Annotated in this window: 27 protein-coding genes and 1 tRNA gene; 20 read left to right on the top strand and 8 right to left on the bottom strand. The window is 61.5% G+C overall.

The window, feature by feature from the left end; genetic code table 11:
• Positions 1-120: 120 nt before the first annotated feature.
• Both ACVC5H_RS15900 and ACVC5H_RS15895 read right to left on the bottom strand, forming a co-directional pair.
• Positions 121-768: a hypothetical protein gene (locus ACVC5H_RS15900; RefSeq protein WP_489618780.1), complete on the bottom strand. Its 648-nt coding sequence runs from the start codon at positions 766-768 to the stop codon at positions 121-123.
• Between the two features lie 132 nt (positions 769-900).
• Positions 901-1,542, bottom strand: a complete 642-nt coding sequence (locus tag ACVC5H_RS15895) for an alanyl-tRNA editing protein (RefSeq protein ID WP_489618779.1) — start codon at positions 1,540-1,542, stop codon at positions 901-903.
• Positions 1,543-1,639: 97 nt separating this feature from the next.
• Here ACVC5H_RS15895 and ACVC5H_RS15890 point away from each other — a divergent pair, with 97 nt between their 5' ends.
• Entirely contained in the window at positions 1,640-2,587 is a 948-nt protein-coding gene (locus ACVC5H_RS15890; protein ID WP_489618778.1) for a LysR family transcriptional regulator, read from the top strand.
• A gap of 8 nt (positions 2,588-2,595) precedes the next feature.
• On the opposite strand, the gene ACVC5H_RS15885 is transcribed toward ACVC5H_RS15890, so the two are convergent.
• Positions 2,596-3,219: an anaphase-promoting protein gene (locus ACVC5H_RS15885; protein WP_489618777.1), complete on the bottom strand. Its 624-nt coding sequence runs from the start codon at positions 3,217-3,219 to the stop codon at positions 2,596-2,598.
• A gap of 173 nt (positions 3,220-3,392) precedes the next feature.
• On the opposite strand from ACVC5H_RS15885, the gene serS reads away from it, so the two are divergent.
• On the top strand, positions 3,393-4,694 hold the full coding sequence (serS, locus tag ACVC5H_RS15880) for a serine--tRNA ligase (RefSeq protein ID WP_489618776.1): 1,302 nt from the start codon (positions 3,393-3,395) through the stop codon (positions 4,692-4,694).
• A gap of 111 nt (positions 4,695-4,805) precedes the next feature.
• On the opposite strand, the gene ACVC5H_RS15875 is transcribed toward serS, so the two are convergent.
• Positions 4,806-6,686, bottom strand: coding sequence for a GGDEF domain-containing protein (locus tag ACVC5H_RS15875; RefSeq protein ID WP_489618775.1), 1,881 nt, complete (start codon positions 6,684-6,686; stop codon positions 4,806-4,808).
• 275 nt (positions 6,687-6,961) lie between these two features.
• Between ACVC5H_RS15875 and ACVC5H_RS15870 the strand changes: the two genes are divergently transcribed.
• Positions 6,962-7,051 (top strand) — tRNA-Ser (locus ACVC5H_RS15870).
• 329 nt (positions 7,052-7,380) lie between these two features.
• Positions 7,381-9,126: a diguanylate cyclase gene (locus ACVC5H_RS15865; protein WP_489618774.1), complete on the top strand. Its 1,746-nt coding sequence runs from the start codon at positions 7,381-7,383 to the stop codon at positions 9,124-9,126.
• Between the two features lie 15 nt (positions 9,127-9,141).
• On the opposite strand, the gene ACVC5H_RS15860 is transcribed toward ACVC5H_RS15865, so the two are convergent.
• Both ACVC5H_RS15860 and ACVC5H_RS15855 read right to left on the bottom strand, forming a co-directional pair.
• The gene (locus tag ACVC5H_RS15860) at positions 9,142-10,164 is read right to left on the bottom strand and encodes a LacI family DNA-binding transcriptional regulator (protein WP_489618773.1); all 1,023 of its coding nucleotides are present in this window, start codon (positions 10,162-10,164) and stop codon (positions 9,142-9,144) included.
• 100 nt (positions 10,165-10,264) lie between these two features.
• Positions 10,265-10,690, bottom strand: a complete 426-nt coding sequence (locus tag ACVC5H_RS15855; protein WP_489618772.1) for a MarR family winged helix-turn-helix transcriptional regulator — start codon at positions 10,688-10,690, stop codon at positions 10,265-10,267.
• Positions 10,691-10,798: 108 nt separating this feature from the next.
• On the opposite strand from ACVC5H_RS15855, the gene ACVC5H_RS15850 reads away from it, so the two are divergent.
• From ACVC5H_RS15850 to ACVC5H_RS15840, 3 genes are all read left to right on the top strand, one after another.
• On the top strand, positions 10,799-12,013 hold the full coding sequence (locus ACVC5H_RS15850) for an HPP family protein (RefSeq protein ID WP_489618771.1): 1,215 nt from the start codon (positions 10,799-10,801) through the stop codon (positions 12,011-12,013).
• A 42-nt stretch (positions 12,014-12,055) separates the two neighbouring features.
• Positions 12,056-12,211: a hypothetical protein gene (locus ACVC5H_RS15845; RefSeq protein ID WP_489618770.1), complete on the top strand. Its 156-nt coding sequence runs from the start codon at positions 12,056-12,058 to the stop codon at positions 12,209-12,211.
• 373 nt (positions 12,212-12,584) lie between these two features.
• Positions 12,585-12,803 carry a DUF1289 domain-containing protein gene (locus ACVC5H_RS15840; RefSeq protein WP_489618769.1) on the top strand — a complete coding sequence of 73 codons (219 nt, stop codon included), beginning with the start codon at positions 12,585-12,587 and terminating at the stop codon, positions 12,801-12,803.
• Here the strand turns inward: ACVC5H_RS15840 and ACVC5H_RS15835 are convergent.
• Positions 12,797-13,435: a Maf family nucleotide pyrophosphatase gene (locus ACVC5H_RS15835; RefSeq protein ID WP_489618768.1), complete on the bottom strand. Its 639-nt coding sequence runs from the start codon at positions 13,433-13,435 to the stop codon at positions 12,797-12,799. The two genes, ACVC5H_RS15840 and ACVC5H_RS15835, sit on opposite strands and share 7 nt — an antisense overlap.
• Positions 13,436-13,592: 157 nt before the next feature.
• On the opposite strand from ACVC5H_RS15835, the gene ACVC5H_RS15830 reads away from it, so the two are divergent.
• Both ACVC5H_RS15830 and rpmF read left to right on the top strand, forming a co-directional pair.
• On the top strand, positions 13,593-14,123 hold the full coding sequence (locus ACVC5H_RS15830; protein ID WP_489618767.1) for a YceD family protein: 531 nt from the start codon (positions 13,593-13,595) through the stop codon (positions 14,121-14,123).
• A 114-nt stretch (positions 14,124-14,237) separates the two neighbouring features.
• The gene (gene rpmF / locus ACVC5H_RS15825) at positions 14,238-14,420 is read left to right on the top strand and encodes a 50S ribosomal protein L32 (RefSeq protein WP_006463510.1); all 183 of its coding nucleotides are present in this window, start codon (positions 14,238-14,240) and stop codon (positions 14,418-14,420) included.
• Between the two features lie 2 nt (positions 14,421-14,422).
• On the opposite strand, the gene ACVC5H_RS15820 is transcribed toward rpmF, so the two are convergent.
• Positions 14,423-14,557: a hypothetical protein gene (locus ACVC5H_RS15820; RefSeq protein WP_489618766.1), complete on the bottom strand. Its 135-nt coding sequence runs from the start codon at positions 14,555-14,557 to the stop codon at positions 14,423-14,425.
• Between the two features lie 83 nt (positions 14,558-14,640).
• Between ACVC5H_RS15820 and plsX the strand changes: the two genes are divergently transcribed.
• From plsX to ACVC5H_RS15765, 11 genes are all read left to right on the top strand, one after another.
• The gene (gene plsX, locus ACVC5H_RS15815; protein WP_489618765.1) at positions 14,641-15,738 is read left to right on the top strand and encodes a phosphate acyltransferase PlsX; all 1,098 of its coding nucleotides are present in this window, start codon (positions 14,641-14,643) and stop codon (positions 15,736-15,738) included.
• Positions 15,739-15,755: 17 nt separating this feature from the next.
• Positions 15,756-16,742, top strand: coding sequence for a beta-ketoacyl-ACP synthase III (locus tag ACVC5H_RS15810; protein WP_489618764.1), 987 nt, complete (start codon positions 15,756-15,758; stop codon positions 16,740-16,742).
• An 87-nt stretch (positions 16,743-16,829) separates the two neighbouring features.
• Entirely contained in the window at positions 16,830-17,762 is a 933-nt protein-coding gene (gene fabD / locus ACVC5H_RS15805) for an ACP S-malonyltransferase (RefSeq protein WP_489618763.1), read from the top strand.
• The gene (gene fabG / locus ACVC5H_RS15800) at positions 17,759-18,514 is read left to right on the top strand and encodes a 3-oxoacyl-ACP reductase FabG (protein ID WP_489618762.1); all 756 of its coding nucleotides are present in this window, start codon (positions 17,759-17,761) and stop codon (positions 18,512-18,514) included. The genes fabD and fabG overlap by 4 nt, the downstream gene beginning before the upstream one ends.
• 163 nt (positions 18,515-18,677) lie before the next feature.
• Positions 18,678-18,917: an acyl carrier protein gene (acpP, locus tag ACVC5H_RS15795; protein WP_006463505.1), complete on the top strand. Its 240-nt coding sequence runs from the start codon at positions 18,678-18,680 to the stop codon at positions 18,915-18,917.
• Positions 18,918-18,950: 33 nt separating this feature from the next.
• Positions 18,951-20,192: a beta-ketoacyl-ACP synthase II gene (gene fabF / locus ACVC5H_RS15790; protein ID WP_489618761.1), complete on the top strand. Its 1,242-nt coding sequence runs from the start codon at positions 18,951-18,953 to the stop codon at positions 20,190-20,192.
• 81 nt (positions 20,193-20,273) lie between these two features.
• Positions 20,274-20,771, top strand: a complete 498-nt coding sequence (locus tag ACVC5H_RS15785) for a protein YgfX (RefSeq protein ID WP_489618760.1) — start codon at positions 20,274-20,276, stop codon at positions 20,769-20,771.
• 91 nt (positions 20,772-20,862) lie between these two features.
• The gene (gene rpoE / locus ACVC5H_RS15780; protein WP_006463502.1) at positions 20,863-21,465 is read left to right on the top strand and encodes an RNA polymerase sigma factor RpoE; all 603 of its coding nucleotides are present in this window, start codon (positions 20,863-20,865) and stop codon (positions 21,463-21,465) included.
• A gap of 76 nt (positions 21,466-21,541) precedes the next feature.
• The gene (locus tag ACVC5H_RS15775) at positions 21,542-22,234 is read left to right on the top strand and encodes a sigma-E factor negative regulatory protein (RefSeq protein ID WP_489618759.1); all 693 of its coding nucleotides are present in this window, start codon (positions 21,542-21,544) and stop codon (positions 22,232-22,234) included.
• Between the two features lies 1 nt (position 22,235).
• Positions 22,236-23,282, top strand: a complete 1,047-nt coding sequence (locus ACVC5H_RS15770; protein WP_489618758.1) for a MucB/RseB C-terminal domain-containing protein — start codon at positions 22,236-22,238, stop codon at positions 23,280-23,282.
• Between the two features lie 14 nt (positions 23,283-23,296).
• Positions 23,297-24,772 (top strand): DegQ family serine endoprotease, encoded by a 1,476-nt coding sequence (locus tag ACVC5H_RS15765; RefSeq protein ID WP_489618757.1) that lies wholly within the window; start codon positions 23,297-23,299, stop codon positions 24,770-24,772.
• Positions 24,773-24,864: the final 92 nt, after the last annotated feature.

The following is a 24,864-nucleotide window of genomic DNA, read 5'->3' as shown; positions in this document are numbered from 1 at the left end:
TTCCTGCCAATAGTCCGTTTACACAAAATTATGTACAGGCCCTGCGGTGCTTTTTTATGGAACTTCGGCTAGTGACATTTGCAATAAATGAATTTCATATCCTGGTCACTTTTTATCTATTTAATTGATAAGTGGAATTCTGGCCCTTATCCATTCCATCCAGCCAGGCGGCATCTTGATTGCGCGTTCCGTCTGTGATTCATCGTCTTGATAGATGATGCTTTCTTTGCCGATGGCAATCGGCGCATGTCCTGGCTGACCGTCCCAGAAGACTTTGTAATGGCGCTTGGCCCGAAGCCGTCCTTGTTCGTCAGTGATGGAAAGTGCTACAGAATCATAGGCGCTGCCAAAGAAATGACTTTGATTCACTCCGCTCCCGCAGATATTTAATAAGTAGTTTTCGCCGCTGAATTCTTTTATTCCGCCATTGAGATTTTCGTTGTAATTATATTTTCCGCAATCCGTACTATCGAATAATTGTTCGAAGCTATAAGTCAAAAAGAAGACGGACGTTAGCCAGATGAAAATGGCGGGGCCCATTTTCAGGAGTTCTTTTCCGAAGGAATTTTTTGTCCTGTTGGCTCTGTAAAATTTGAATAACAAGAAGAACAAAGGCAGCGTGATGGCAACAAGAAAAATTGTGTTGAATTTTTCTATTGTTATTATCAGCAATCCGTTGGCGATGGGAGGCGGAAGAATCCAGCCAAGAGCAAAGAAGATCAGGAAACAGGCCGGAGCAATAAGAAGAGCTTTGAGGGCTAACTTCATGGAGCGGTAGAGGCGGCTGACATTAAAAAAAGCTCACACTGTAGATGGATGAGCTATTGTCGGAAATTGCCTAAAGGGGATGGGCGCACACCCGGCTCCAACGGATGAAGATGCCTGCGAAGGGGAAAACGCTTAACCAACCACGTCATACCGCACCGATATCTCCCCCTTCTTGATCCGCACGGAGTCAATGCGAATCTGCCCGATCTCGCCCAATGACGCCACATGCGTCCCGCCGCAAGGATAGGCCGGCAGTTCGCCAAAGCCGATCTGCCGCAGTCCACCCTCCATCGCCATGACGCAGGGCAGGTCCCGCGCCAGCAAAGCATTGCAGCGGCGCTCCAGTTCTGCCGGTACCAGTTCCTGCGCCGTACCCTCAGCCGCAGCAGCCACGCCCACCACGCGCGCCTCTCCCGGCCAGTGATGGGCCTTGGTCGGCTTCCATCCCAGTTCCGTCATCACCTGTCCAATCACATGCCCCGCCGAATGCAGCCGCGCATGCAACTGGCGTGGCTCGGCATCGACCAGGGCCACGGCCGGGCCCGGTGCGACCGGTGCGGCGGTGTAATGGACGATGCCCTCGCTTTCGCTCGCCACCCGCAACACCGCGACCTCATCGATCCAGCCAGTATCGCTGGGCTGGCCGCCGCCCTGCGGATGAAACGGCGTGGCCGACAGGCGCAGGGCGTAGCGGCCATCGTCCTGCGCAGTGCAGTCCAGCACGTGGATGTCGGCGCGCAAGGCGCGGTCGGTCAGGTAGAGGCGTTCAGTCATGGCTGGGCTTTCTGATGTTCTGGCAGCAAGAGCCCTGCATTGTATCGAGCAGCCAGACTTGCGATAATCCGGCACGCAAGCAAATAATCTTTGCCCCATGAGCACAAATCAAAGCATCGCCCTGCTGAATGAAATGGCCGTTTTCGCCAAGGTGGTCGAGACCGGCAGCTTCTCGGAAGCCGCCCGCCAACTGGGTGCCACGCCCTCGGCCATCAGCCGTGCCATCGCCCGCCTGGAAAAAGCCCTCGGCACGCAACTGCTGCAGCGGACCACCCGCAAGCTGCGCCTGAGCGAAAGCGGCCAGGAGATCCATGCCCGCTGCCGCGACATGCTCAGCGCCGCCCAGGCCGTGCTGGCCGTCTCCGGCGCCTTCGATGCCGAGCCGCAGGGGCAGGTGCGCGTGAGTGTGCCCAAGGCGGTCGGGCATGCACTGGTCCACCCGCACATGCCCGATTTCCTGGCCGCGCATCCCAAGGTGGACGTGCTGCTGCGGCTGGAGGACCGCTATATGGACCTCATCGACGACCAGGTTGACCTGGCTATCCGCATCACCGATCAACCGCCGCCGGGCCTGATGGGGCGGCGCCTGATGCGCATCGATCACCTGCTGTGCGCCACGCCGCATTACCTGGCCCGCCACGGTACACCTGCCCATCCCCAGGCCTTGAAGGAACACAGCTGTATCTACCTGGGCGAATCGCCGGCAGATGCACGCTGGCGTTTTCGTCGCCAGGGAAAATCGGTCAACGTCGAGGTGCGGGGAAGGTATGCGGCCAACCATACCGGCGTGCGGCTGGATGCGGTGCTGCGGCACCTGGGCATTGCCAGCCTGCCGTATTTCATCGCCAGGCCGGCGCTGGAGCAGGGGAGTCTCGTGCAGGTGCTGCCGCAGTGGAGTTTCAGGACGCACTATTGCGGCGAGCTGTGGGCGCTGTATCCGGCCACGCGCCACCTGCCGCCGCGCCTGAGTGCCTTCGTCCAGTTCCTGGCACAGCAGCTGGCGCAGGAACCGGCCTTGGCAGGAAGCGGCAAGGCGCCGCGCTGAGGCTGGCTTCAGGCTGCCGGGCGGTGCCAGACGTGGAAGCTGCCTTCCATGGCCGACATGGCGGCGATCACGGTCTCGTAGTTCTTGTCGTCGTCATAGCCGGGCAGGCGTGTCTTCATGGCTTCCATCAGGGCTTCCAGGCCATCGGCATCGTTGGGGATCAACACACCCTTGCTGTCTTCTCCACGCTTGCCCGCCAGAATCCATTGCGGCTGCGGCAGGGCATCCTCGCTGATGCGGATGGTCACGTCGTCCACTTCACGCCAGGCAATGCCCTCGCGCTTGGCGCCGCGCACCATGGTGCGGATTTCTTCTTCATCGAATTCGACGCTGATCTTGCGTGCCTGCTGCGCCGCCACCCTGGCGGGGGACAGCTCGGCGGCACCCGGTGCCTGTACCTTCCAGCCGGTCTTGCGCTCCTTGGGCGGGACCACGCGATTCTTGATCTGCTGGCCGAAGGCGAAGGCGGCGCCGAAAGAGAGGCCGGCGATCAGTCCATAGAACAGGCTGGCGTCGTCGGACATGTAGTGGATGCCGGCCCACAGCCCGATGGCAAGGGCGGCCACCAGGCCCAGCAGGGAAAACAGGACAGGGACTTCGCGCGGCGGACGGGGATCGGGCTGGACGGACATGGGCAAACGGGTCTCAAGAGGGATGCAATGGGCGGCATGGTAACCCGCATGGACGGTGGCCGCTACCGCTGCCGTGGCATTTTATTGCGGCGCGGCCGCACGGGAAGCCCGTGGCGGGCGCGCGACTTGGTACAATCGCGGTTTCGAGCATCAACCTATCGTAATTTCTTCCCATGATCGACATTCAACTCCTCCGTAAAGACATCGAGAACGTCGCAGCCCGCCTGGCGGCCCGCAAGTTCGTCCTGGACGTGGCCGGCTTCAATGCGCTGGAAGCCGAGCGCAAGCAGATCCAGACCCGTACCGAAGAACTGCAGGGCAAGCGCAATACGCTGTCCAAGCAGATCGGCATGCTCAAGGGCAAAGGTGAGGACGCTTCGGCCGTCATGGCCGAGGTCAACGGCATCGGCGACGAGTTGAAGGCCTCCGCTACCCGTCTGGAAGAAGTGCAGCAACAGATGACCCTGTTCCTGCAAGCCGTGCCCAACCTGCCGCATGAATCGGTTCCCGCTGGCAATGACGAGAGCGGCAACGTCGAACTGCGCAAGGTCGGTACGCCCCGCCAGTTCGATTTCGAGATCAAGGATCATGTCGACGTGGGTGCGCCGCTGGGCCTGGACTTCGATACCGCGACCAAGCTGACCGGCTCGCGCTTCGCCGTCTTGAAGGGCGGCATCGCGCGCCTGCATCGCGCGCTGGCGCAGTTCATGCTCAACACCCACACGATGGAGCATGGATACACCGAGTGCTACACCCCCTACATCGTCAACGCCGACAGCCTGCGCGGTACCGGCCAGTTGCCCAAGTTCGAGGCCGACCTGTTCGCGGCCAGGAAGGGCGGCCAGGAAGGCGAGGCCGAGAATGCCGCGCTGTACCTGATCCCCACGGCCGAAGTGCCGCTGACCAACTTCGTACGCGATGAAATCGTCACCGGCGACGCGCTGCCGATGAAGTTTACCGCCCATTCGCCATGCTTCCGCTCGGAAGCCGGTTCCTATGGCCGCGACACCCGCGGCATGATCCGGCAGCACCAGTTCGACAAGGTGGAAATGGTGCAGATCGTGCATCCCGAGAAGTCCTACGAAGCCCTGGAGGAGATGCTGGGCCATGCCGAGACCATCTTGAAGAAGCTCGGCCTGCCGTATCGCGTCATCACCCTGTGCACCGGCGACATGGGCTTTGGCGCGGCCAAGACTTATGACATCGAAGTCTGGCTGCCGGCGCAGAATACCTATCGCGAAATCTCGTCGGTCTCCAACTGCGAAGCCTTCCAGGCGCGCCGCATGCAGGCCCGCTTCCGCAATGCCCAGGGCAAGCCGGAACTGCTGCATACCCTGAACGGTTCGGGCCTGGCCGTGGGCCGCACCCTGGTGGCCGTGCTGGAAAACTACCAGCAGGCCGATGGCAGCGTGGACATCCCCGCAGTGCTGCAGCCCTACATGGGCGGTGTGACCAAACTGGTGCCGGGCACCTGATTCGTTTTTCGGGCTTCTGATATGAAGACGGCTGTCTCGCAAGAGGCAGCCGTTTTTTTATCGTCGCCGCAAGGAGGGAAGGGCGCGAAAACGTTTTCTTGAGGGGGCTGGCTAAACGTCCTTGAGCGCCCAGGAGAAGGTGGTCGGGATGCGGCGCTCGATGAAGAGGCTGTTGCCCTGGATCTTCTTGGCTTCCTTCTTGGCGCGGGTGGCGGCGGAGGCGATCTGGTGCGGCGACGAGTATTGCGAAGGTTCGATCCTGACCGAGCCCAGCGACAGCGACACCAGCGGATGAAACACGCGATTGCCCTGGCGGTCCTCGGTGTGGTAGCCGCCCCGCTGGACGTCTTCGTCATAGAAGAAGGCGCGCGTTTCCGCCTCGAACTGGTCGAGGATGGTACGGCAGCGTTTTTCCCAGTCTTCGCTCTGGAACATGATGAGGAAATCGTCTCCGCCGATGTGGCCGATGAAGTCCAGGTTGGGATCGCAGGCCTGCTGCAGCACGCGGCCGGTGGCCTGGATCATGTCATCGCCCTTGCGGTAGCCGTAGACGTCGTTGAAGGGCTTGAAGTTGTCCAGGTCGCAATAGCAGATGCAGAATTCCACGCCGCTTTGCAGCAGGTATTCGATGTGATCGTTGATGGGCACGTTGCCCGGCAACTGCGTCAGCGGATTGGCGTGGCGGGCGGCGTCGATCTGCATCTGCGTGATTTCGCGCAGCAGATCGTGGCCGGTACCCAGTCCCATGTACTGGCCACGGTCGGTGATGATGAAACCGTTGGACAGGTGATGCGACTCGGCATGCACCAGCAGGTTGGAGAGATCCTGCAGGCTGGTGTCCTGTTCGGTCAGGATGGGATTGGGGTCCATGAAGAAGGCGCAGGACTTCTTGCCATACAGCTCGCGTCCATACAGGCGGGCGAAGCGCTCCACCATGCTGTAGCGGTTGATGAGCCCGATCGGCAAGCCGTTGCTGACCACCGGCAGGGCCTGCAACTGCGGATCATTGACGAACATGTCGTAGGCCGTGTCATTGGTCACTTCCGGACTGACGTACTGGGTCTCGCGCAGCAGCTTGGCGACGGTGGCACTGCGCTTGCCCGGACCATACTTGTTGGAAGACAGCGGTACCTTGTCGCGTCGCAGGGTCTTGCTGACATCCTCCGAGATCGATACCGGAGGCTCCGGCAGCGGGCGCGAGATGTGGTAGCCCTGGCCGCAGGCGATGCCGAGGTCGCGGATGGTCAGCAGCTCCGCTTGCGATTCGATGCCTTCGGCGATGACGATGGAGCCGGATTTCTCGGCGATCTCCTGGATCGAGCGCACGAACTGCAGCTTCATCGGGTCATGGTTGATCCCTTGTACGAAGTGCATGTCCACCTTGACGTATTCCGGCTGCAGCTCCGACCACAGGCGCAGGCTGGAGAAGCCTTCGCCCAGGTCGTCGATGGCGATCTGGAAACCCATGTCGCGGTAATGCATGGCGGCATTGCGCAGCTGGGCATAGTCGTAGGTGGGCTCGTTCTCGGTCAGTTCGATGATGATGCGCTGCGGATTGACGCCCAGCTTTTCCAGATAGCGCAGGGTCTCTCCCTGGATCGCCTCGGGCTGCATGAGCGCACCCGGCGAGACGTTCAGGAACAGGTTGCCCTGCAGGCCCAGCTGCGCAAAGCGGGTCAGCACGATGTGGCGGCACAGGTATTCCATCTGCACCGACAGGTTGTGCGCGCGCGCCACCTTGAACAGCGCCAGCGGCGAATGCAGCGGGGTATTGGAGGGGCCGCGGATCAAACCTTCATATCCCAGGATTTCCCCGTTGCGCATGCGCACGATGGGCTGGAACAGCGCCGACAGCTTGCGTTGGGCAATGATCTCATGCAGCAATGACAACATCGGATCGTCGGCACCGCGCAGGGCCGCTCCGGACGCGCGGGCGATCAGGTCGACGACTTCGGCGCCGAGCGGGAAGGAAGTGCTGGAGAGGGGAGCCATCTGGCTGAATCCGGGGTTGAAAGGTCCAAGGGACGGCAAATCATCAGAAAATAGTTTACGGATGCTAGAAGTGATTTATGACAAGATGATGATAAGCAATTCAGCTTTTCGATTTTATACGTGAACGATGCTTCTGCTAGTACGTCTGCTGGCAGATGCAATGGCGATCAGATAATTTTTTTGAAGATTTTTCAAAAAATAGTTCCCCTCTGAAAATAGTTCTGCTATAGTCGCTGTCTTTGCTGCACCACGCAGTGAAACGACCGAAGTTAACCGGAGAGGTGGCAGAGTGGTCGAATGTACCTGACTCGAAATCAGGCGTACGGTTTCCCGTACCGTGGGTTCGAATCCCACCCTCTCCGCCAGTTGGCTCACATGTTGTAGAAGTTGTAGAGATAAGGCTCTGATTTTTTCAGGGCCTTATTTTTTTGTCCGTCGGTTCCGCGCTGGAGGGAGTGCGATCCGAGGGTAGCCAGTGGTTGGCCGCCGGGTGTTTTTCGAGGGGGAGAACACCGGGTCCGCGCCAGGCCCGTCCCGCACCGTGGGAGGGACTCTTCCCGTATCGTGGCGGCGCTGCGATGCCTGGGACAAATTTCTTCCCGCTCAAGAAGTCGTACGTGCTGTGCTCGACTGCGGCTTGTTATATTCGTCTCATGCATGTGCATTTGCGTTTGATTTCCTTGGCGGGCTCGTCATGTCCTTGAATCGTCTGTTCCGGCTCATCTCCATTGCCTTGCTGATGCTGTTTCTGGCATTTGCGGTGGCATTGGTCTGGACGGAATGGAATACATATCACCACGGCGCCAACAGCGTGCCGGCCTTGCGCAAGTTGCGCCTGGCCCTGGTGGCCATGGAAAAGATTTCCGCCGAGCGCGGCCCGGCCAATGCGGCCATGTCTGCTGGCGCACCACTGCCGCCTGAGCTGCAGGCCAAATTGACCGCTGCCCGTAGCGAAAGCGATGCAGCACTGGCGCAACTGCATGCGGCGTTGGAAGCCGATACGCAGCAGCGCCAGTCATGGGCCATGGACAAGGTGCGTCTGGTCGAGCAGGGCCTGGGCCCGGCGCGCGTCAACCTGGATCGGGTGGCAGGCCTGGCACCGGAGGACCGTAGCGACGTGCTGGTGGCGGCGGCAGTGTGCCGCATGGTGGATCTGATACCCCCGATGCTGCGGGTGATGAACGAGCTGACCAACGAGGTGGACCGCGCCGATCCCTTGCTGCGGGATGGCTTGTCGGCGTTGCGCGCCGCAGCCACGCTGCGCGAATATGCCGGCCAGCTCGGCTCGCGCTTCGTGGCGCCCATGATCGCGCATCGCCAGCTGGCCCAGGATGAGGTGATCGAAATCGGCCGCCTCTACGGCCGCATCGAGCTGCTGCGCATTTTCATCAATACGCAGCTGGCCAGCTACAGCAGCCGGCCGGAAATTGCAGCAGCCCAGGAGCGGATGGGGAAGGAGTACTTCGATGGAGGCTTCCAGTTCCTGGATTTTCTTCTGCAGATGGGCTTGAAGTCGGGCAACTATGGCGCCACGCCCAATGATCTCTTCAAGTTTTACGTGCCTCAGATGGCGCCCATCACCGACCTGCGCGACCTCTTGTTGAGCGATCTGCAAAACCAGGCCGAGCGCCACAATACCCGCGCGCGCAATCTGCTGATCCTGGTGGTCAGCCTGACCGTGTTGGCCTGCCTGTTCTTCCAGTTGCTGGTGGTGTTGATCGGCCGGCGCGTGGTCCGTCCGCTGGTGCAGGCGACCGATCTGGTCGCGGGGCTGGTGGAGGGCAAGCTGGAGCAGGAGATCCCCGAGGCGCGCCATCAGGATGAAATCGGTGCCATGATGCGCGCACTGCACGTGCTCAAGCAGCGCATGGTCGAGCGCAACAGCCTGGCCAGGGAGCGCGAAGCCTTGATCACGCAGCTTCAGGCTTCCTCCAATACGGATTTCCTGACGGGCGTGCTGAACCGGCGCGCCTTCTATGCCCATGCCGAGCAGCAGTTGGGCATGGCGCAGCGCTATGGGCGGCGGGTGTCGGTCGTGCTGTTCGACATCGATCATTTCAAGCGCATCAACGACGGCCATGGCCACCAGGCCGGTGACGCCATCCTGATCGGCGTGGCGCAGTGCGTGTCGCAACTGCTGCGCAAGGTGGATGTGCTGGCGCGCTATGGTGGCGAGGAATTCGTCATCCTGCTGCCCGAGTCCGACCTGGCGCAAGCCGGCGCGGTGGCCGACAAGCTTCGTGCCGCCCTGGCACAGGGTGTCTTCGAGATCGAGGGTGATCGCCAGATCAAGGTCACGGCCAGTTTCGGTGTGGCCACCCACGTGGCAGGCGAGGCGCTGGACAAGCTGACCCGGCGCGTCGACGTGGCGCTCTATCGCGCCAAGCGGCTGGGGCGCAATCGTGTCGAACTGGCCGAGGATGAGCTGGAAGAGCCCTGAGCCGGGGCAGCGGGTTCAGGCGCTGTCGCGTTCCAGGATGCAATAGCCGAGGTCACACAGGGGCTCGGACACTATCTGGCCATCGAAGCGGGTGAGCAGCATCTCGGCTGCCGTCAGGCCGATCTGGTGCGCGCTGATCTGCACCGTGGTCAGGGCGGGCAGGACTTCGGTGGCAATTTCCAGATTGGCGAAACCGGCCAGTGCCATGCGTTGCGGCACGGCGATGCCGCGTCGCGCGCATTCCAGGGCGGCCCCCGCGGCCATGACGTCATTGCTGAAGAAGGCGGCCTCGATGGCCGGTTGCAGCGCCAGCAGGCGGCACAGGGTCTCGCGCCCGGCCTGCAGGAAGCTGCCCACCGGGACCACCAGATGCACCGGCTCGGGCGCGCCCTGCGCCAGCAAGGCATCGCGCATGCCGGCAAAGCGCGCCAGGGCGCGCGGGTCCTCGCCGCCCACGAAGGCCATGCGGCGATAGCCCTTGCGCACCAGATAATCTCCCATGGCGCGCCCGGCGGCGTGGTTGTCGAAGCCGACCAGCATGTCGATGGGCTGCGTGCTCAAGTCCCAGGTTTCCACCACCGGAATGCCGGCTGCTTTCAGGCGCTGGCGCGTGCGTGCCGAGTGCTGCACGCCGGTCAATACCAGACCATCCACACGGCGGCCGATGAAGGCTTCCACCAGGCCGGTTTCCGCCTCTTCCGAATAATTGGTCTGCCCCAGCAGCAACTGGTAGCCCTGCAGGCTCAACTGCTCGGACAGGCCGCGCACGGTCTCGGCGAAGATCGAATGGCTGATGGTGGGGACGATGGCGGCCACGATGCGCGTGCGGCGCGAAGCCAGGCCACCGGCCAGCATGTTGGGGATGTAGCCCATGCTGCTGATGAAGGCTTCCACCCGTTCGCGGGTGGCGGGCGCGACTTTTTCGGGCGTATTGATGACCCGTGAGACCGTGATGTGCGATACCCCGGCGGCACGTGCCACGTCTTCCTTGGTGATGGCCCGGGCGAGCGGGGCGGCGGGATCGGTTTTGCGGGTCATGGCTGCGGGTGATGGGGAGTTGTCGCGAGCATAACAGCAGCTTGCCCTGGCGGGGCTTGCGGACATCCACAAGCCCGGTGCCGGCAGCGGCGCGCCGGCTTCAGTCGCGGTCGTTGAAGGCCGAGATGTTCGAGACCTGGAAGACGCCCGACAGCGAGTGCAATTCATTGCGGTGCAATTGCGCCAGGCGGTGCAGGTATTGCTCGCCCAGTTCGGTCAGGCGCACCTGGACCAGGCGCTTGTCGCGGTCATCCGGCGTGCGAATGACCAGGCCGGCCTTCACGCAGCGCGTCACCAGCGCCACCACGCCGTGATGCTGGGCTTGCAGGCGTTCGGCCAGTTCGCTGATGCTGGCCCAGTCGCGGCCGGGATAGCCCTTGATGTGCAGCATGAGCAGGTATTGCAGGGGTGTGAGACCTTCGCTCTGGGCTGCCTCTTCCGAAAAACGCAGGAAACGGCGCAACTGGTAGCGAAATTCCGACAAAGCTTCGAAATCGTCCTTTTGCAGGCGGGGCGCGGCGTTCATTGGAATGAGCCTGCGCGATGAAAGGAAGGGGAAAGCGGCAAACGGGACATATGTATCATCTTGTGATGTAATTGTGGCTTTGGTGAGAACCGTCTTCTCGGAACGGATATGCCCGATTCTATCTTGCTGTGGTTGAAAAGTTTTATTCCCGCCAAGGCCAATGTTGATCGTTTCGAGCGCATGCGCGCCTGTGCCGGGAGTCTGTTCGGCATTCTGCTGGTGGGGCTGGTCAGTTACGCGCTGCTGCCGCACGAGGCCCGCACCATCTGGCTGATCGCGCCCATGGGCGCCTCGGCGGTGCTGCTGTTTGCGGTGCCGTCCAGCCCTTTGGCCCAACCCTGGTCCATCATGGGCGGCAACCTGTGCGCGGCCTTGATTGGAGTGAGTTGCGCGAAGCTGGTGCAGGAGCCCGCCCTGGCGGCGGCGCTGGCCATTGCGCTGGCCATCGGTGCCATGTTCCTGCTGCGCTGCATTCATCCCCCCAGCGGAGCGGTGGCCCTGACGGCGGTGCTGGGCGGGCCGGTGGTGCATGAGATGGGCTATGCCTTCGTGCTCTCGCCGGTGCTGCTCAATTCGCTGCTGTTGCTGGCGGCCGCGCTGTTCTACAACAATGCCACCGGGCGCCGCTATCCGCACGCCCAGCAAAGCGCCTCGCCGCATCCGCACCAGACGCGGGATGAATTGCCGATCACGCGGTTGGGTTTTTCGCATGACGATCTGGATGAGGTCCTGAAAAATTTCAACCAGGTGCTCGACATCGGCCGCGACGACCTGGAGGAAATCTTCCTGCAGACCGAAATGCGGGCCTATCACCGCCGCTTCGGCCAGACGCTCTGTGTGGCCGTGATGTCGCGCGACGTAGTGGCGGTGGAATTCGCCACCGGCCTGGACGAGGCCTGGCGCCTGCTCCTGCAGCACCGGCTGCGGGCCTTGCCGGTGCTCGATCGCGGCCGGCACGTCATCGGCATCGTCAGCCGCAGCGATTTTCTGGCGCATGCCGGGGTGCAGGTGCACACCGGCTTGGCAGCGCAGTTGCGGCGCCTGTTGCACCGGGTGCCTTTCACGCATTCGGACAAGCCCGAAGTGGTCGGCCAGATCATGAGCCGGCCCGTCATTACCGCCCAGGTCGATACGCCGGTGCTGGCGCTGGTGCCGCGCATGGCCGACGGGCTGCACCAGATTCCCGTGGTGCAGGCCGACGGCAAGCTGGCCGGCATGTTGACGCAATCGGACATGATTGCCGCACTCTATGAGAAGAACCTTGCTGCCGCACGCGCCGTCCCGGCAATGGTGGCGCAACAGGGCCTGCGTAGCGCCGCCTGATGGGCTTGACAGCCGGGCAGGCCGGGCGGAAGGTGGCATTTTATGCAAGACAATTCATTCATGGAGGCGGGGATGAGAACGAATGCGCTGATTTTGCTGATGTCTGCACTGCTGCTGTTGCAAGCCTGCGAGCGCAAGGGCGGCAATCCACCCAAGCCGGTGACCTCGGCGCTGCAGACGGATATGCGGATGGGATGAATGTGGGGAGAGGGAAGGGGAAAAAGAGGGAGAAGAGGAGAGGCTGAGCAGGCCTGTGGCGCCGTTCGGACAAAAGATATGAATGGCGTGAATATCTGCTATTGCCACAATAAAGCAGACTCAGCCGGAGTGCATCGCTATAGTTGCACCTGTCTCCTCCAATCTCCTCCTTAAGAAATTGGATTCAAGCCCGCACCTCATGGTCGCGGGCTTTTTTTTGTTTGTCGTTTCCTTAACCCTTTAGTTTGTAGGGAAAGACCTGCTCCGGTTCTTGGTAAGATGTGAAGCATTGCAGCCCCGTCCAAGTGGGTTTTACCTGGTTGCGGGGCAAGCGCCTGCGCGCTGCTTCACCTTCCTCATGCAGATTCACTCAATGTCTTCCAGTCTCCCTTTGCCGTCCGTCCCCCAGCCTGCACCCGAGCGCCCCGACACGCCTTGCGTGGCCGTGTGCTCCACGACCTTCGATGACGTCTGCCGTGGTTGCGGCCGTACCGTGGATGAGGTGGCGCAATGGGTCTTCATGGACCAGGCGCAGCGCGAAGTGGTGTGGCAGCGCATCCTGGCCGAAGGTTATCCGCGCCGCAATTACTGATTCGCGGCACCGGCCGCAAAGAAAGCCACGCCAGCCTGGCGCAGCATGCCGGTCAGGGCGATCAGCGGCAGTCCGGTGAGGGCAGTCGGGTCGTCGCTGCGGATGCTCTCGAGGATGGCGATGCCCAGGCCCTCGTTCTTGGCGCTGCCGGCGCAGTCATAGGGCTGCTCGATGCGCAGGTAGGCATCCAGTTCGGCGTCGTCCAGGTCACGCAAGCGCACCAGGGTTTGCACGTTGCAGACCTGTGCCGCTGCGGCGGCATCCTCGCGACGGCCATCCCACAGGCACAGTGCCGTGTGGAAGATCACTTCGCGCCCGCGCATCAGTTGCAATTGTTTCAATGCATTGGCGTGATTGCCGGGCTTGCCGATTTGCAGTCCGTCCAGCGTGGCGACCTGATCCGAGCCAATCACCAAGGCCGGGCCGACGCGTGCGGCGATGGCGGCGGCCTTGTCGCGCGCCAGGCGCAGGGCGGTGGCTTCGGCTGTCTCGCCGGGGTGCGGGGTTTCGTCGATGTCCGGCGCCATGGTCTCGAAGGGCAGGCCGAGGCGACTCAGCAATTGCTTGCGATACACGGAGCTGGAGCCGAGGATGAGGCGTGCTGGTACGGGATTGGGGTGATTTTGCGACATATCGGAAGCGATCAATGTGATGCTGTTGGCAATTAACACCCGGATTTTGGCCGAAAAACCTCGCAAAAGCGGCTTCGTTGTCCCCAGCAGCGTATTTTTTTGCGCGCAGACCGCAAGCGGCGCGCTAAGGCTTTGACTGGTAAGGAAATTTTCTGTTATGATCGCAGGTTTTCCGGATTCTGCTTTAGCTATGAATGCATTTGTCATTGACGCGTTCGAATTCTGCAGGCTGAAACAGCAGGCGCAGGGTGAGATTCCGGTTGCTGAATTAGGTCGTCTGGCGCAAGAGACGGTTGACCGTTCCGGTGCGATTCGTTGGGCTCTGTCCGGCGATATCGACAAGCTGGGGCATGCTCAACTCAGTCTGGCAGTGTCGGGTGCAGTTAATCTGATCTGTCAGCGTTGCCTGACGGCATTGAATTTCGAGATTGATTCGAAGTCGCTGCTGGTATTGGCAAAAGATGAGGCGCAAGCCGACACCATCGAAGAACTGCTGGATGATGACGAGATTGATGTCATCGTCGGATCAGCGGCCTTCGACGTGAACTACCTGATCGAAGACGAAGCGTTGCTGGCCCTGCCGGTGGCGCCCAAGCATGAAGTCTGTCCTGACGGTAGCGTGGCGGACCAGGCCAAAGGTGCTGAACGGGCTTCCCCGTTTGAGGTACTGAAGAAGTTGAAGCAGTAACAAGTATTGTTGGGGAATGTCTGGCAAAGGCCGGGCAGCGGCACAGCGGGTTTACCTAAAACAGGAATCCGGTGTGTTAAAATTTTCAATCTTAAGTAAGGTTTAGGAGTAATCATGGCCGTTCAACAGAACAAAAAGACCCCGTCCAAGCGCGGTATGCATCGTGCACACGACTTTCTGACTGCACCCCCGCTGGCTGTGGAGCCGACGACTGGTGAGACCCACCTGCGTCACCACATCAGCCCCAACGGTTTCTACCGTGGTCGCAAGGTGTTGAAGACCAAGAACGACGAGTAATCTCATTCATTGAGCTTGCTGTTTTTGGAGAAAAGCGGCGCAATGAGCTTCTGTTTCAAGAGGTTCATTTTGCGCCGCTTTTTTATGTCCGCGGCATCCGTCAGCGGACCCGCCTGCCTGCTTGCGTGAAGCTTCATCTGGCGCGCTGACCTAGTGTGCGATTTTGAAGGCTCTCCAATCTGCCTCATAATGTGGGCTGGCAAGGCTCAGAATCAAATCGATGACCATCAAAATTTCAATCGACTGCATGGGTGGCGATCATGGCCCGTCAGTCACGCTCCCGGCCGCTGCCTCCTTCCTCAAGCGCCAACCTGATGCAGAGCTCATCCTGGTCGGTCAGGAAGCCGTGCTGCAGCCGCTGCTGAAGAAATACAAGCTGGCCGGCGAAGCCCGCATCCGCATCCAGAACGCTACCGAAGTGGTGACCATGGACGATCCCATCGAGGTCGCCCTGCGCCGCAAGAAGGATTCATCCCTGCGCGTGGCCGTGACCCTGGTCAAGGATGGCCAGGCCCACGCTGCCGTGTCGGCCGGCAACACCGGCGCGCTCATGGCGGTCTCGCGCTATGTGCTCAAGACCCTGCCGGGCGTGGACCGTCCGGCCATCTGCACCATCCTGCCCAACCAGAAGGATGGCCCCACCTACATGCTCGACCTCGGCGCCAACGTCGATTGCGAGCCACAGCATTTACATCAATTTGCACTCATGGGCTCGGCCCTGGTGGCGGTCATGGAAGGCAAGGCCAAGCCGACCGTGGGCCTGTTGAACGTGGGTGAGGAAGACATGAAGGGCAACGAGCTGGTCAAGGCGACTGCCGGCCTGCTACGTGCCGATCATGAAAAAGGCATCCTCAACTTCTATGGCAACGTGGAAGGCAACGACATCTTCGAAGGCACCACCGACCTGGTGGTGTGTGACGGCTTCGTGGGCAACGTGACCCTGAAGGCTTCCGAAGGCCTGGGGCGCTTCGTCAAGCAGGTGCTCACCAGCGAATTCAAGAAGGGCTTCATCAACAAGCTCGGCGCCCTGATCGCCTATGGTGCCATCAAGGCGCTGTCGCGCCGCCTCAATCCTTCCCGCTACAATGGCGCCAGCTTGCTGGGCCTGAAGGGCCTGGTCTTCAAGAGCCATGGCGGGGCGGATGTGTATGCATTCGAATGGGCCATCCGCCGCGCCTATGATGCGGCCAAGTATGATGTGCTCGCCCGTATTGCCGCCAGCATGGCGGAGCTCATGCCCCAGGAGCAGGGGCGCACGGCCGAGGCCGCTGCCGTGGCTTTCGAGCCGGCACCGGTCTCGCTGGATCAACCGAACTAACAGAGCAAGAAGACGGCATGACCACTTACAGCAAAATCGTCGGCACCGGCAGCTACCTGCCGGCCAAGCGCGTCACCAATCACGAACTGGCCGCGCAGCTGGCCGGGCAGGGTATCGAGACTTCGGACGAATGGATCGTCACCCGCAGCGGCATTTCCGCGCGCCACTATGCCGAGCCGACCCAGCTCTCCAGCGACCTCGCCCTGGAAGCGGCGCAGCGTGCACTGGAAGCGGCGGGCATGCAGCCCAATGACATCGACCTGATCATCATGGCCACCTCCACCCCGGACCACCTGGGTGGCTTCCCCAGCACCGCCTGTGTGGTCCAGCGCAAGCTGGGCATCACCAACGGTGCGCCGGCCATGGACGTGCAGGCGGTTTGCAGCGGCTTCGTGTACGCCATGTCGGTAGCCGACAGCTTCATCAAATCCGGTGCGCACAAGAACGTTCTGGTGATTGGTGCGGAAGTGTTCTCGCGCATTCTTGATTTCAAGGACCGCACCACCTGCGTGCTCTTCGGCGACGGCGCCGGCGCCATCGTCATGAGCGCCTCGCAGGAGCCGGGCGTGCTGGCTACCAAGCTGCACGCCGATGGCAGCCACGGCCACATCCTCTGCGTGCCGGGCAGCGTCAACAACGGCGCCGTTGCTGGCAGTGCCTACCTGTACATGGATGGTCCGGCGGTGTTCAAGCTGGCCGTGTCCCTGCTGGACAAGGTGGCGCGCGAAGCATTGGAAGCGGCTCAGATGCAATCCACCGACGTCGACTGGCTGGTGCCGCACCAGGCCAATATCCGCATCATGCAGGGCACGGCCAAGAAGATGGGCCTGCCGCTGGAAAAGATGGTGGTCACCGTAGCCGAACATGGCAATACCTCGGCTGCCTCCATTCCGCTGGCGCTGGACCAGGCAGTGCGCGATGGCCGCATCCAGCCGGGCCACACCGTCATGATGGAAGGCGTGGGCGGCGGCTTCACCTGGGGTGCCGTGCTGGTGCGCATGTAAGGCAGGGACGGGCCGCCGTGGCGGTCCCTTGCTTCACATTGCTCGCTGATCTCCTGCATTTTTATCCAACTTCACACACATCCAAGCATGACAACATTTGCTTTCGTTTTCCCCGGTCAGGGTTCTCAGGCGATCGGGATGCTCAATGGTTTCGCCGACAATGACGTCGTGCGCCAGACCGTCGCCGAAGCCTCCGATGCCCTGCAGTTCGACCTCGGCAAGCTCATCGCCGAAGGTCCCAAGGAAGACCTGGACCTGACCACCAACACCCAGCCGGTCATGCTGACGGCTGCCGTAGCCTTCTACCGCGCCTGGCTGGCTGCTGGCGGCAAGGCACCGGCGCTGGTCGCCGGCCACAGCCTGGGCGAATACTCGGCGCTGGTCGCTGCTGGCGTGATCGCCTTCAAGGATGCGGTGCCGCTGGTACGTTTCCGTGCCCAGGCCATGCAGGAAGCCGTGCCGGTCGGGCAGGGCGGTATGGCGGCCATTCTCGGTCTGTCCGATGATGACGTGCGCGCTGCCTGCGCCGAAGCCGCACAAGGCGAAGTGGTCGAAGCCGTCAACTTCAACGCCCCGGCCCAGGTCGTGATCGCCGGCCACAAGGCTGCGGTCGGCCGCGCCTGCGAGATCGCCAAGGCCAAGGGCGCCAAGCGCGCGCTGCCGCTGCCGGTGTCGGCACCGTTCCACTCTTCGCTGCTGAAGCCCGCTTCGGATCGCCTGCAAGCCTACCTGGCCAACGTGGCGTTTTCTGCTCCGCAGATCCCCCTGATCAACAACGTCGACGTGGCCGTGGTCAATGATCCGGTTGCCATCAAGGATGCCCTGGTGCGCCAGGCTGCAGCGCCCGTGCGCTGGGTCGAGACGGTGCAGAAGATGGCTGCCGATGGCGTCACGCATCTGGTTGAATGCGGTCCGGGCAAAGTGCTGACCGGCCTGGCCAAGCGCATCAATGGCGAACTGGTGGGTGAGGCCATCGTCGACCAGGAATCCCTGAACAAAGTATTGGAGTTGCTGAAATGAGTGCACAGAATCTGCAAGGCCAGGTCGCCCTGGTGACCGGCGCCTCGCGCGGTATCGGCCGTGCCATCGCCACCGAGCTGGCACGGCAGGGCGCAAAGGTGGTTGGTACGGCGACCTCGGAATCGGGTGCCGCCGCCATCACCGAGTACCTGGCAGCGCTGGGTCCGGAAACCGGCCGTGGCACGGTCCTCAACGTCAACGACGCAGAGGCCAGCGTGGCCCTGGTGGAGCAGGTGCAGAAGGAATTCGGTACGCTCTCCATCCTGGTCAACAACGCCGGCATCACCCAGGACCAACTGGCCATGCGCATGAAGGACGAGGAGTGGGATAGCGTCATCGCCACCAACCTCACCGCCGTCGGCCGCCTCTCGCGCGCCGTGCTGCGCGGCATGATGAAGGCCCGTACCGGCCGCATCATCAACATCACCTCGGTGGTGGGCGAGGCCGGCAACCCCGGCCAGATGAACTATGCCGCCGCCAAGGCTGGTGTGGCCGGCATGAGCCGCGCCCTGGCCCGCGAGATCGGGAGCCGCAACATCACCGTGAACTGCGTGGCCCCCGGCTTCATCGATACCGACATGACCAAGGCGTTGAATGAACAGCAGTCTGCCGCCATCCTGCAGCAGATCCCGCTGGGCCGCCTGGGTGCGGCCGAGGAAATCGCCTATGCCGTGGCCTTCCTGGCTTCGCCCCAGGCCGCCTACATCACCGGTACCACGCTCAACGTGAACGGCGGCATGTACATGGGTTAAGCAAGTCTTTCGGGCTTGATGCAAGTCCTTTTGACGACTTTTGTTTGCAGTTAAGCTGGACTTGGCACAATCTTGCCAGGAATAGTTAAAAGTAAATTTTCCGCGCGCAAACCTGCTAAAATGCGCGCACTTTTGTAACCTATCATCCCTCTGGAGGAACACTATGTCCGATATCGAACAACGCGTGAAGAAGATCGTCGCTGAGCAACTGGGCGTCGCCGAAGCCGACATCAAGAACGAATCGTCGTTCGTGGACGACCTGGGCGCCGACTCGCTGGACACCGTCGAGCTGGTCATGGCACTGGAAGATGAGTTCGAAATGGAAATCCCCGACGAACAAGCCGAAAAGATCACCACCGTGCAACAGGCGATCGACTACGCAAAGTCGCAAGTCAAGGCCTGATAAGGGCTTTGGTCAAAGTATCAGGAGAATTGCTTGAGCCGCACTCGTGAACGTCGTGTAGTCATTACCGGCCTGGGATGCATCTCGCCTGTCGGCAACAACGTCGCCGATACGTGGAGTGCCATCAAGGAAGGCAAGTCCGGCATCGCTACCGTCACCAAGTTCGACGCAACCCCCTTCACCACGCACTTCGCCGGTGAAGTCAAGGGCTTCAATATCGAGGATTACATCCCCGCCAAGGAAGCGCGTCATATGGATACCTTCATCCACTTCGGCATGGCCGCCGGTATTCAGGCCATGCAGGACAGTGGCCTGACGGTAACGGATGAAAATGCCGAGCGCATTGGCGTCATGATCGGTTCGGGCATCGGCGGCTTGCCGCTGATCGAAGAAACCCACGCCGAACTGACCAACCGTGGTCCGCGCCGCATCAGTCCTTTCTTTATCCCTGCCTCGATCATCAACATGATCTCGGGCAACTTGTCCATCAAGTTCGGTCTGAAGGGGCCGAACCTGGCCATCGTCACCGCCTGCACCACCGGCCTGCATTGCATCGGCTCTGCCGCACGCATGATCATGTACGGCGATGCGGATGTGATGGTTGCCGGCGGCGCCGAATCCAGCGTTTCGCCGCTGGGCATCGGTGGTTTCGCTTCGGCCCGCGCCTTGTCGACCCGCAACGATGATCCCGCGACCGCCTCCCGTCCCTGGGACAAGGATCGCGACGGCTTCGTGCTGGGCGAGGGTGCCGGCGTGATGGTGCTCGAAGAGTACGAGCACGCCAAGGCCCGTGGCGCCAAGATCTATGCAGAACTGCTCGGCTTCGGCATGAGCGGCGATGCTTACCACATGACTGCGCCCAACCTGGATGGTCCGCGCCGCTGCGTGCTCAATGCACTGCGCGATGCGGGCGTCAATGCAGATGAAGTGCAGTACCTGAACGCGCACGGTACGTCGACCCCCCTGGGCGACAAGAACGAATCCGACGCGATCAAGGCCGCATTCGGTGACCATGCTTACAAGATGGTTGTCAATTCGACCAAATCCATGACCGGTCACCTGCTGGGTGGCGCTGGCGGTCTGGAAACGGTGTTGACCGTGCTGGCGGTACACAATCAGGTGTCGCCGCCGACGATGAACATCTTCAATCAGGATCCGGAGTGCGATCTGGATTACTGCGCCAACCAGGCGCGGGACATGAAGATCGACATTGCTGTCAAGAACTCTTTCGGGTTCGGCGGCACCAACGGTACCCTGGTCATCGGCAAGATGTAAAATGCATGGCCCGGCTTCCCTTCGGAAGCCGGGTTTGTCGTTTTAATGGCGCATATTGCGCACCTTCCGCCCGGGCAGCTTATGTCGATAGCAGTTTCTGCGGATATCAAACCTTCCCGCTTGCTCCTCCTGGTCTCTGCCTTCGCCTCGCTGTGCGTGGCGCTGACCGGTGTATTGCTGGCGTTCGGGATGCCGGGAGCGCTGTCCTGGACTGTGCGCAGTCTTCTCGCCATGGCCTGCATACTGGCTGCCGCACTCGCTCTGGCGCTGGTGCTGCGCGGCCGCAAGGTAATCTGGCTGCACATTTCCGGCACCGGCCAGATTCGCGTGGTCGAACACCTGCTGCCCTCGGCGCGCGCCAAGCCCCAGGTGATGAAAGCCGGGCTGGCCCAGCTGCTGGCGGGTAGCACCATCTGGCCGGGCATGCTGTTTCTGCGCTTGCGGCTGGAAAATGGCAAGACCCGTACCATTCCCATTCTCACGGATTCCGTCTCCGAAGATACATTCCGTGCACTTTCCGTGGCGTGCCGCTGGTTGATCAGTCACAATACGGCCAAGGCGAAGATGCTGGAAAAATAAGCCCGGCAGCCTTGAAAATTGCCGAGCTGGAGGCATCTGCCATAGGCAATGACGATAAAACAACACGGCTATAAAAAACAAGGAACCCGGTTTGACGACAGAACGCGAAATTGACCAGCAGCTTGTTGAGCGCGTCCAGCGTGGCGACAAGAAGGCGTTCGAGCTATTGGTAGTCAAGTATCAACGCAAGCTGATGCGCTTGGTGTCGCGCCTGGTGCGCGACCAGGCCGAAGCCGAGGACGTGGTGCAGGAAGCCTTCATCAAGGCTTATCGTGCGCTGCCGCAATTCCGCGGCGATTCTGCCTTCTATACTTGGCTTTACCGCATCGGCATCAACACTGCAAAGAACTATCTGGTTACTATGGGCCGCAGGGCGCCAACTTCGACAGAAGCAGATGCAGAAGAAGCTGAAACTTTTGACGATGCAGACCATCTGAGGGACATCAACACTCCAGAGTCGATGTTGGCCACCAAGCAGATTGCTCAAACGGTCAACGTGGCAATGGAGGCATTGCCGGAAGAATTACGTACTGCCATCACGTTGCGCGAGATCGAGGGGTTGAGCTACGACGAGATTGCAGATGCGATGAATTGTCCGATCGGCACCGTGCGCAGCCGTATTTTCCGCGCCCGGGAAGCAATTGCCGAGAAGTTGCGTCCACTGCTGGATACGGCGGCGGACAAGCGCTGGTGATGAGGCCACAAGCCTGTTGTTAAAAAGAAAATAATAAAGCGGGTATGGAACTAAGATATTTGCCGGGTGACTGCACATGGATACCAAAGTAACGACCAAAGAGCAGATCTCAGCCCTCGCCGATGGCGAGCTGGGCTCTGAAGAAATGACCCTTGCCCTGGCGGCCTTGCGTTCTTCCAAGGACGCTCAGGACGCCTGGGAGGATTACCATCGCATCGGCGAGGTGCTGCGTTCGGAGGAGATGGATGTCTCCCTGAGCGCCGGCTTCTCGGCCAAGATGAGCGCGTGGCTCGATGCCGAGCCGGCCATCGTCGCGCCGCAGCCCCAGGTTGCGCCTGTAGCGCCTGCCGCGCCAGCCGTGGGGGCGGCAACCGCAGCGGCTGCAGCCAATGGCGACCATCGTGCGCGCCGTCCGGGCCGCCTGGTGCGTTTGCTCATGCCCAGCGCCGCAGCGGCTGCCGCTGCCGTGGCAGCAGTCTTCGTGGCCATGCCGCAGCAGGCCGTGGTGACGGCTGATTCCAAGGCGGTGGTGCCGATGGCACAAGTGGCGTCGGCCCCGGTCAATGTGCCCTCGGCCATTGCGACCGTAGCCGAGACCAACGGCAATCCGCAAAACGTGAACCAGCTGAGCTCGCTGGCCCAGCAGGGCGAAGTCAAGCGCGATCCGCGCATCGACGACTACCTGTTTGCCCATCAGCGCTTCTCGCCTTCCTACAGTTCGGCGCAATACGCCCGTTCCGCAGCCTTCTCCTCGGACGCAGACAAGTAAGATGCATCTGACCGGGCGTCTGTACGGCGTACTGTGCTTGCTGTCCACGTTGTTAGGGTCATCCTTGGCGCCATCCGCTCTAGCGGCGGATGGCGTTTCTACAACTACGGCCAGTGAAGCCTCCGCTTCTTCCGCACTGTTGGCGCAATTGCAGAAGATGCAATCTGCCGCCCAGCATCTCAATTATTCCGGCAGTTTTGTCTACCAGCAGGCCGCGTTGATGCGCAGCTCGCGGGTCACCCACGTGGTGGCCGGCAAGAGCGAACTGGAAAAGCTGGAACTGCTCGACGGCAAGCCGCGCGAATTCGTGCGTGACAACGACGACGTGGCCAGTTACGAGCCCGACCTGCGCATCGTGCGCATGGAAAAGCGGGTCACCCGCGACGTCTTCCCGGCCATCGTCGATGCCCGTCCGAAGGATCTGGCGAGCCACTATCGCATCCAGGCCGATGCCGACGAGCGTGTGGCCGGGCGTGCCTGCCAGTCCATCGTCCTGGCGCCGCGCGACAAGCTGCGCTACGGCTACCGTTTCTGTGCCGACCAGGCCACCGGCCTGCTGCTGCGCGCGCAGACGCTGGATGCCAAGGGCGAGGTGATCGAGCAGATTGCCTTCACCCAGATCCAGATCGGCGGTATTGATCGTGCCCGGGTCAACCCCACTTACAAGGACACGCGCGGCTGGCGCATCGAAAAGGCGGCCATGGTGCAAGTCGATCTGTCGGCCTGGCAGGTGACGCCGCCTCCGGGTTTCCGCAAGATCCAGCAGGTGCGCCGCATGATTACCGACAGCGGTCCGGCTGGTGCTGCACCGGCCCAGAACCGCCCGGCCGAGCGCGAGGTCTTGCAGATCGTGTTTTCCGACGGGTTGGCCGCCATCTCGGTTTTCATCGAGCCAGGCAGCCAGGGCCGGGAAGAAGGTACGATACAGCAGGGCGCCATGAATATCCTCGGCCGTCGCCAGGGTGATTATTGGCTCACCGTGGTGGGGGAAGTGCCTGCCACGGCGATCCGGCAGGTCGCCAATTCCATTGAACTGAAATCCAAATAAAAGAGACCGTTGCAATGACTCCCTTGAAGAATACCCTGGCCGGCGCCTTGCTCGCCGCTTCCGTGTTTGCTGCTGGGCCGGCCGTGCTGGCCGCGCCTCCGGTGGCTGCCCCTGCGGTGGCGCTGCCTGATTTTGCCGATATCGTCGAGCGTACCGGCCCGGCCGTGGTGAACATTCGTACCACCGAGCGTGTGCGCCAGAATGCCCAAGGGCAGGGCGGCATGGACGATCCGGAAATGCAGGAATTCTTCCGTCGCTTCTTCGGCATTCCCATCCCGCGCCAGCAGCAGCCCGGCACGCCGCGCGGCAATGGCAAGCAGGGTGGCCAGGGCCAGCAGGAAGAAGTGCCGCGTGGCGTGGGTTCGGGCTTCATCATCTCGGCAGATGGCTTCATCATGACCAATGCCCACGTGATCGATGGTGCCAGCGAGGTTTACGTGACCCTGACCGACAAGCGTGAATTCAAGGCCAAGATCGTGGGTTCCGATACGCGTACTGACGTGGCCGTGCTCAAGATTGATGGCAGCAACCTGCCGCGCCTGAACATGGGCGATTCCGACAAGATCCGTGTGGGTGAATGGGTACTGGCCATCGGCTCGCCCTTCGGCCTGGAAAACACCGTGACTGCGGGCATCGTCTCGGCCAAGGCGCGCGATACCGGCGACTACCTGCCGCTGATCCAGACTGACGTGGCGGTCAATCCCGGCAACTCGGGCGGTCCGCTGATCAATCTGAAGGGCGAAGTGGTCGGCATCAATTCGCAGATCTACAGCCGTTCCGGTGGATTCATGGGGATTTCCTTTGCGGTGCCCATCGATGAAGCGCTGCGCGTGGCCGACCAGTTGAAGGCCAGCGGACGCGTTACGCGCGGCCGTATCGGCGTGCAGATCGGTGAAGTGACCAAGGACGTGGCTGAGTCGCTGGGCCTGGCGCGTGCCCAGGGTGCCCTGGTGCAGCGCGTGGAAGCCGGCGGTCCGGCCGAAAAGGCAGGACTGGAAGCCGGGGACATCATCCTGAAGTACAACGGCGCCGCCATCGAGCGCCCGAGCGACCTGCCGCGCATGGTCGGCTCCACCAAGCCGGGCGTGAAGGCCACCGTCAACATCTGGCGCAAGGGCAGTGCCCGCGACGTCACCCTGACCGTGGTCGAGATGGAAGCCGACAAGCCCAAGCAGGCCGAAGAAAAGAAGACCAAGCCCGACAACACGCCCAATTCCCTGGGCCTGGTGGTGAGCGACCTGAGCGATGCGCAGAAGAAGGACTTGAAGGTCGACAACGGCGTGCTGGTGGAAGCCGTCAGCGGCGCTGCCGCAGCGGCCGGCATTCGTCCGGGCGACGTCATCCAGCGGCTCAACGAAGTGGACGTCAACGACGCCAAGCAGTTCGGCCAGTTGGTGGCCAAGCTGGATGCCAAGAAGCGCGCGGCCGTCCTGGTGCGCCGTGGCGACTCTTCGCAGTTCGTGCCGCTGCGCCCGAACGGCGGCAACTGACGCGGGAAATTTTCCCGAAAAATTGCCAGAAACTTCAGCATGAAGGCTGCGGCTCCCACGGGCCGCAGCCTTTTTCCTTGCCTCTCGGCCGT

The organism is Herbaspirillum sp. Her3 (assembly GCF_057961275.1).
This window is presented reverse-complemented; position numbering and strand designations above follow the sequence as displayed.

Coding starts and splice junctions, on each gene's coding strand:
- ACVC5H_RS15900 (WP_489618780.1), bottom strand. CDS start 768: ATGAAGTTAGCCCTCAAAGCTCTTCTTATTGCTCCGGCCTGTTTCCTG.
- ACVC5H_RS15895 (WP_489618779.1), bottom strand. CDS start 1,542: ATGACTGAACGCCTCTACCTGACCGACCGCGCCTTGCGCGCCGACATC.
- ACVC5H_RS15890 (WP_489618778.1), top strand. CDS start 1,640: ATGAGCACAAATCAAAGCATCGCCCTGCTGAATGAAATGGCCGTTTTC.
- ACVC5H_RS15885 (WP_489618777.1), bottom strand. CDS start 3,219: ATGTCCGTCCAGCCCGATCCCCGTCCGCCGCGCGAAGTCCCTGTCCTG.
- serS (WP_489618776.1), top strand. CDS start 3,393: ATGATCGACATTCAACTCCTCCGTAAAGACATCGAGAACGTCGCAGCC.
- ACVC5H_RS15875 (WP_489618775.1), bottom strand. CDS start 6,686: ATGGCTCCCCTCTCCAGCACTTCCTTCCCGCTCGGCGCCGAAGTCGTC.
- ACVC5H_RS15865 (WP_489618774.1), top strand. CDS start 7,381: ATGTCCTTGAATCGTCTGTTCCGGCTCATCTCCATTGCCTTGCTGATG.
- ACVC5H_RS15860 (WP_489618773.1), bottom strand. CDS start 10,164: ATGACCCGCAAAACCGATCCCGCCGCCCCGCTCGCCCGGGCCATCACC.
- ACVC5H_RS15855 (WP_489618772.1), bottom strand. CDS start 10,690: ATGAACGCCGCGCCCCGCCTGCAAAAGGACGATTTCGAAGCTTTGTCG.
- ACVC5H_RS15850 (WP_489618771.1), top strand. CDS start 10,799: ATGCCCGATTCTATCTTGCTGTGGTTGAAAAGTTTTATTCCCGCCAAG.
- ACVC5H_RS15845 (WP_489618770.1), top strand. CDS start 12,056: ATGCAAGACAATTCATTCATGGAGGCGGGGATGAGAACGAATGCGCTG.
- ACVC5H_RS15840 (WP_489618769.1), top strand. CDS start 12,585: ATGTCTTCCAGTCTCCCTTTGCCGTCCGTCCCCCAGCCTGCACCCGAG.
- ACVC5H_RS15835 (WP_489618768.1), bottom strand. CDS start 13,435: ATGTCGCAAAATCACCCCAATCCCGTACCAGCACGCCTCATCCTCGGC.
- ACVC5H_RS15830 (WP_489618767.1), top strand. CDS start 13,593: ATGATCGCAGGTTTTCCGGATTCTGCTTTAGCTATGAATGCATTTGTC.
- rpmF (WP_006463510.1), top strand. CDS start 14,238: ATGGCCGTTCAACAGAACAAAAAGACCCCGTCCAAGCGCGGTATGCAT.
- ACVC5H_RS15820 (WP_489618766.1), bottom strand. CDS start 14,557: ATGAAGCTTCACGCAAGCAGGCAGGCGGGTCCGCTGACGGATGCCGCG.
- plsX (WP_489618765.1), top strand. CDS start 14,641: ATGACCATCAAAATTTCAATCGACTGCATGGGTGGCGATCATGGCCCG.
- ACVC5H_RS15810 (WP_489618764.1), top strand. CDS start 15,756: ATGACCACTTACAGCAAAATCGTCGGCACCGGCAGCTACCTGCCGGCC.
- fabD (WP_489618763.1), top strand. CDS start 16,830: ATGACAACATTTGCTTTCGTTTTCCCCGGTCAGGGTTCTCAGGCGATC.
- fabG (WP_489618762.1), top strand. CDS start 17,759: ATGAGTGCACAGAATCTGCAAGGCCAGGTCGCCCTGGTGACCGGCGCC.
- acpP (WP_006463505.1), top strand. CDS start 18,678: ATGTCCGATATCGAACAACGCGTGAAGAAGATCGTCGCTGAGCAACTG.
- ACVC5H_RS15785 (WP_489618760.1), top strand. CDS start 20,274: ATGTCGATAGCAGTTTCTGCGGATATCAAACCTTCCCGCTTGCTCCTC.
- ACVC5H_RS15775 (WP_489618759.1), top strand. CDS start 21,542: ATGGATACCAAAGTAACGACCAAAGAGCAGATCTCAGCCCTCGCCGAT.
- ACVC5H_RS15770 (WP_489618758.1), top strand. CDS start 22,236: ATGCATCTGACCGGGCGTCTGTACGGCGTACTGTGCTTGCTGTCCACG.
- ACVC5H_RS15765 (WP_489618757.1), top strand. CDS start 23,297: ATGACTCCCTTGAAGAATACCCTGGCCGGCGCCTTGCTCGCCGCTTCC.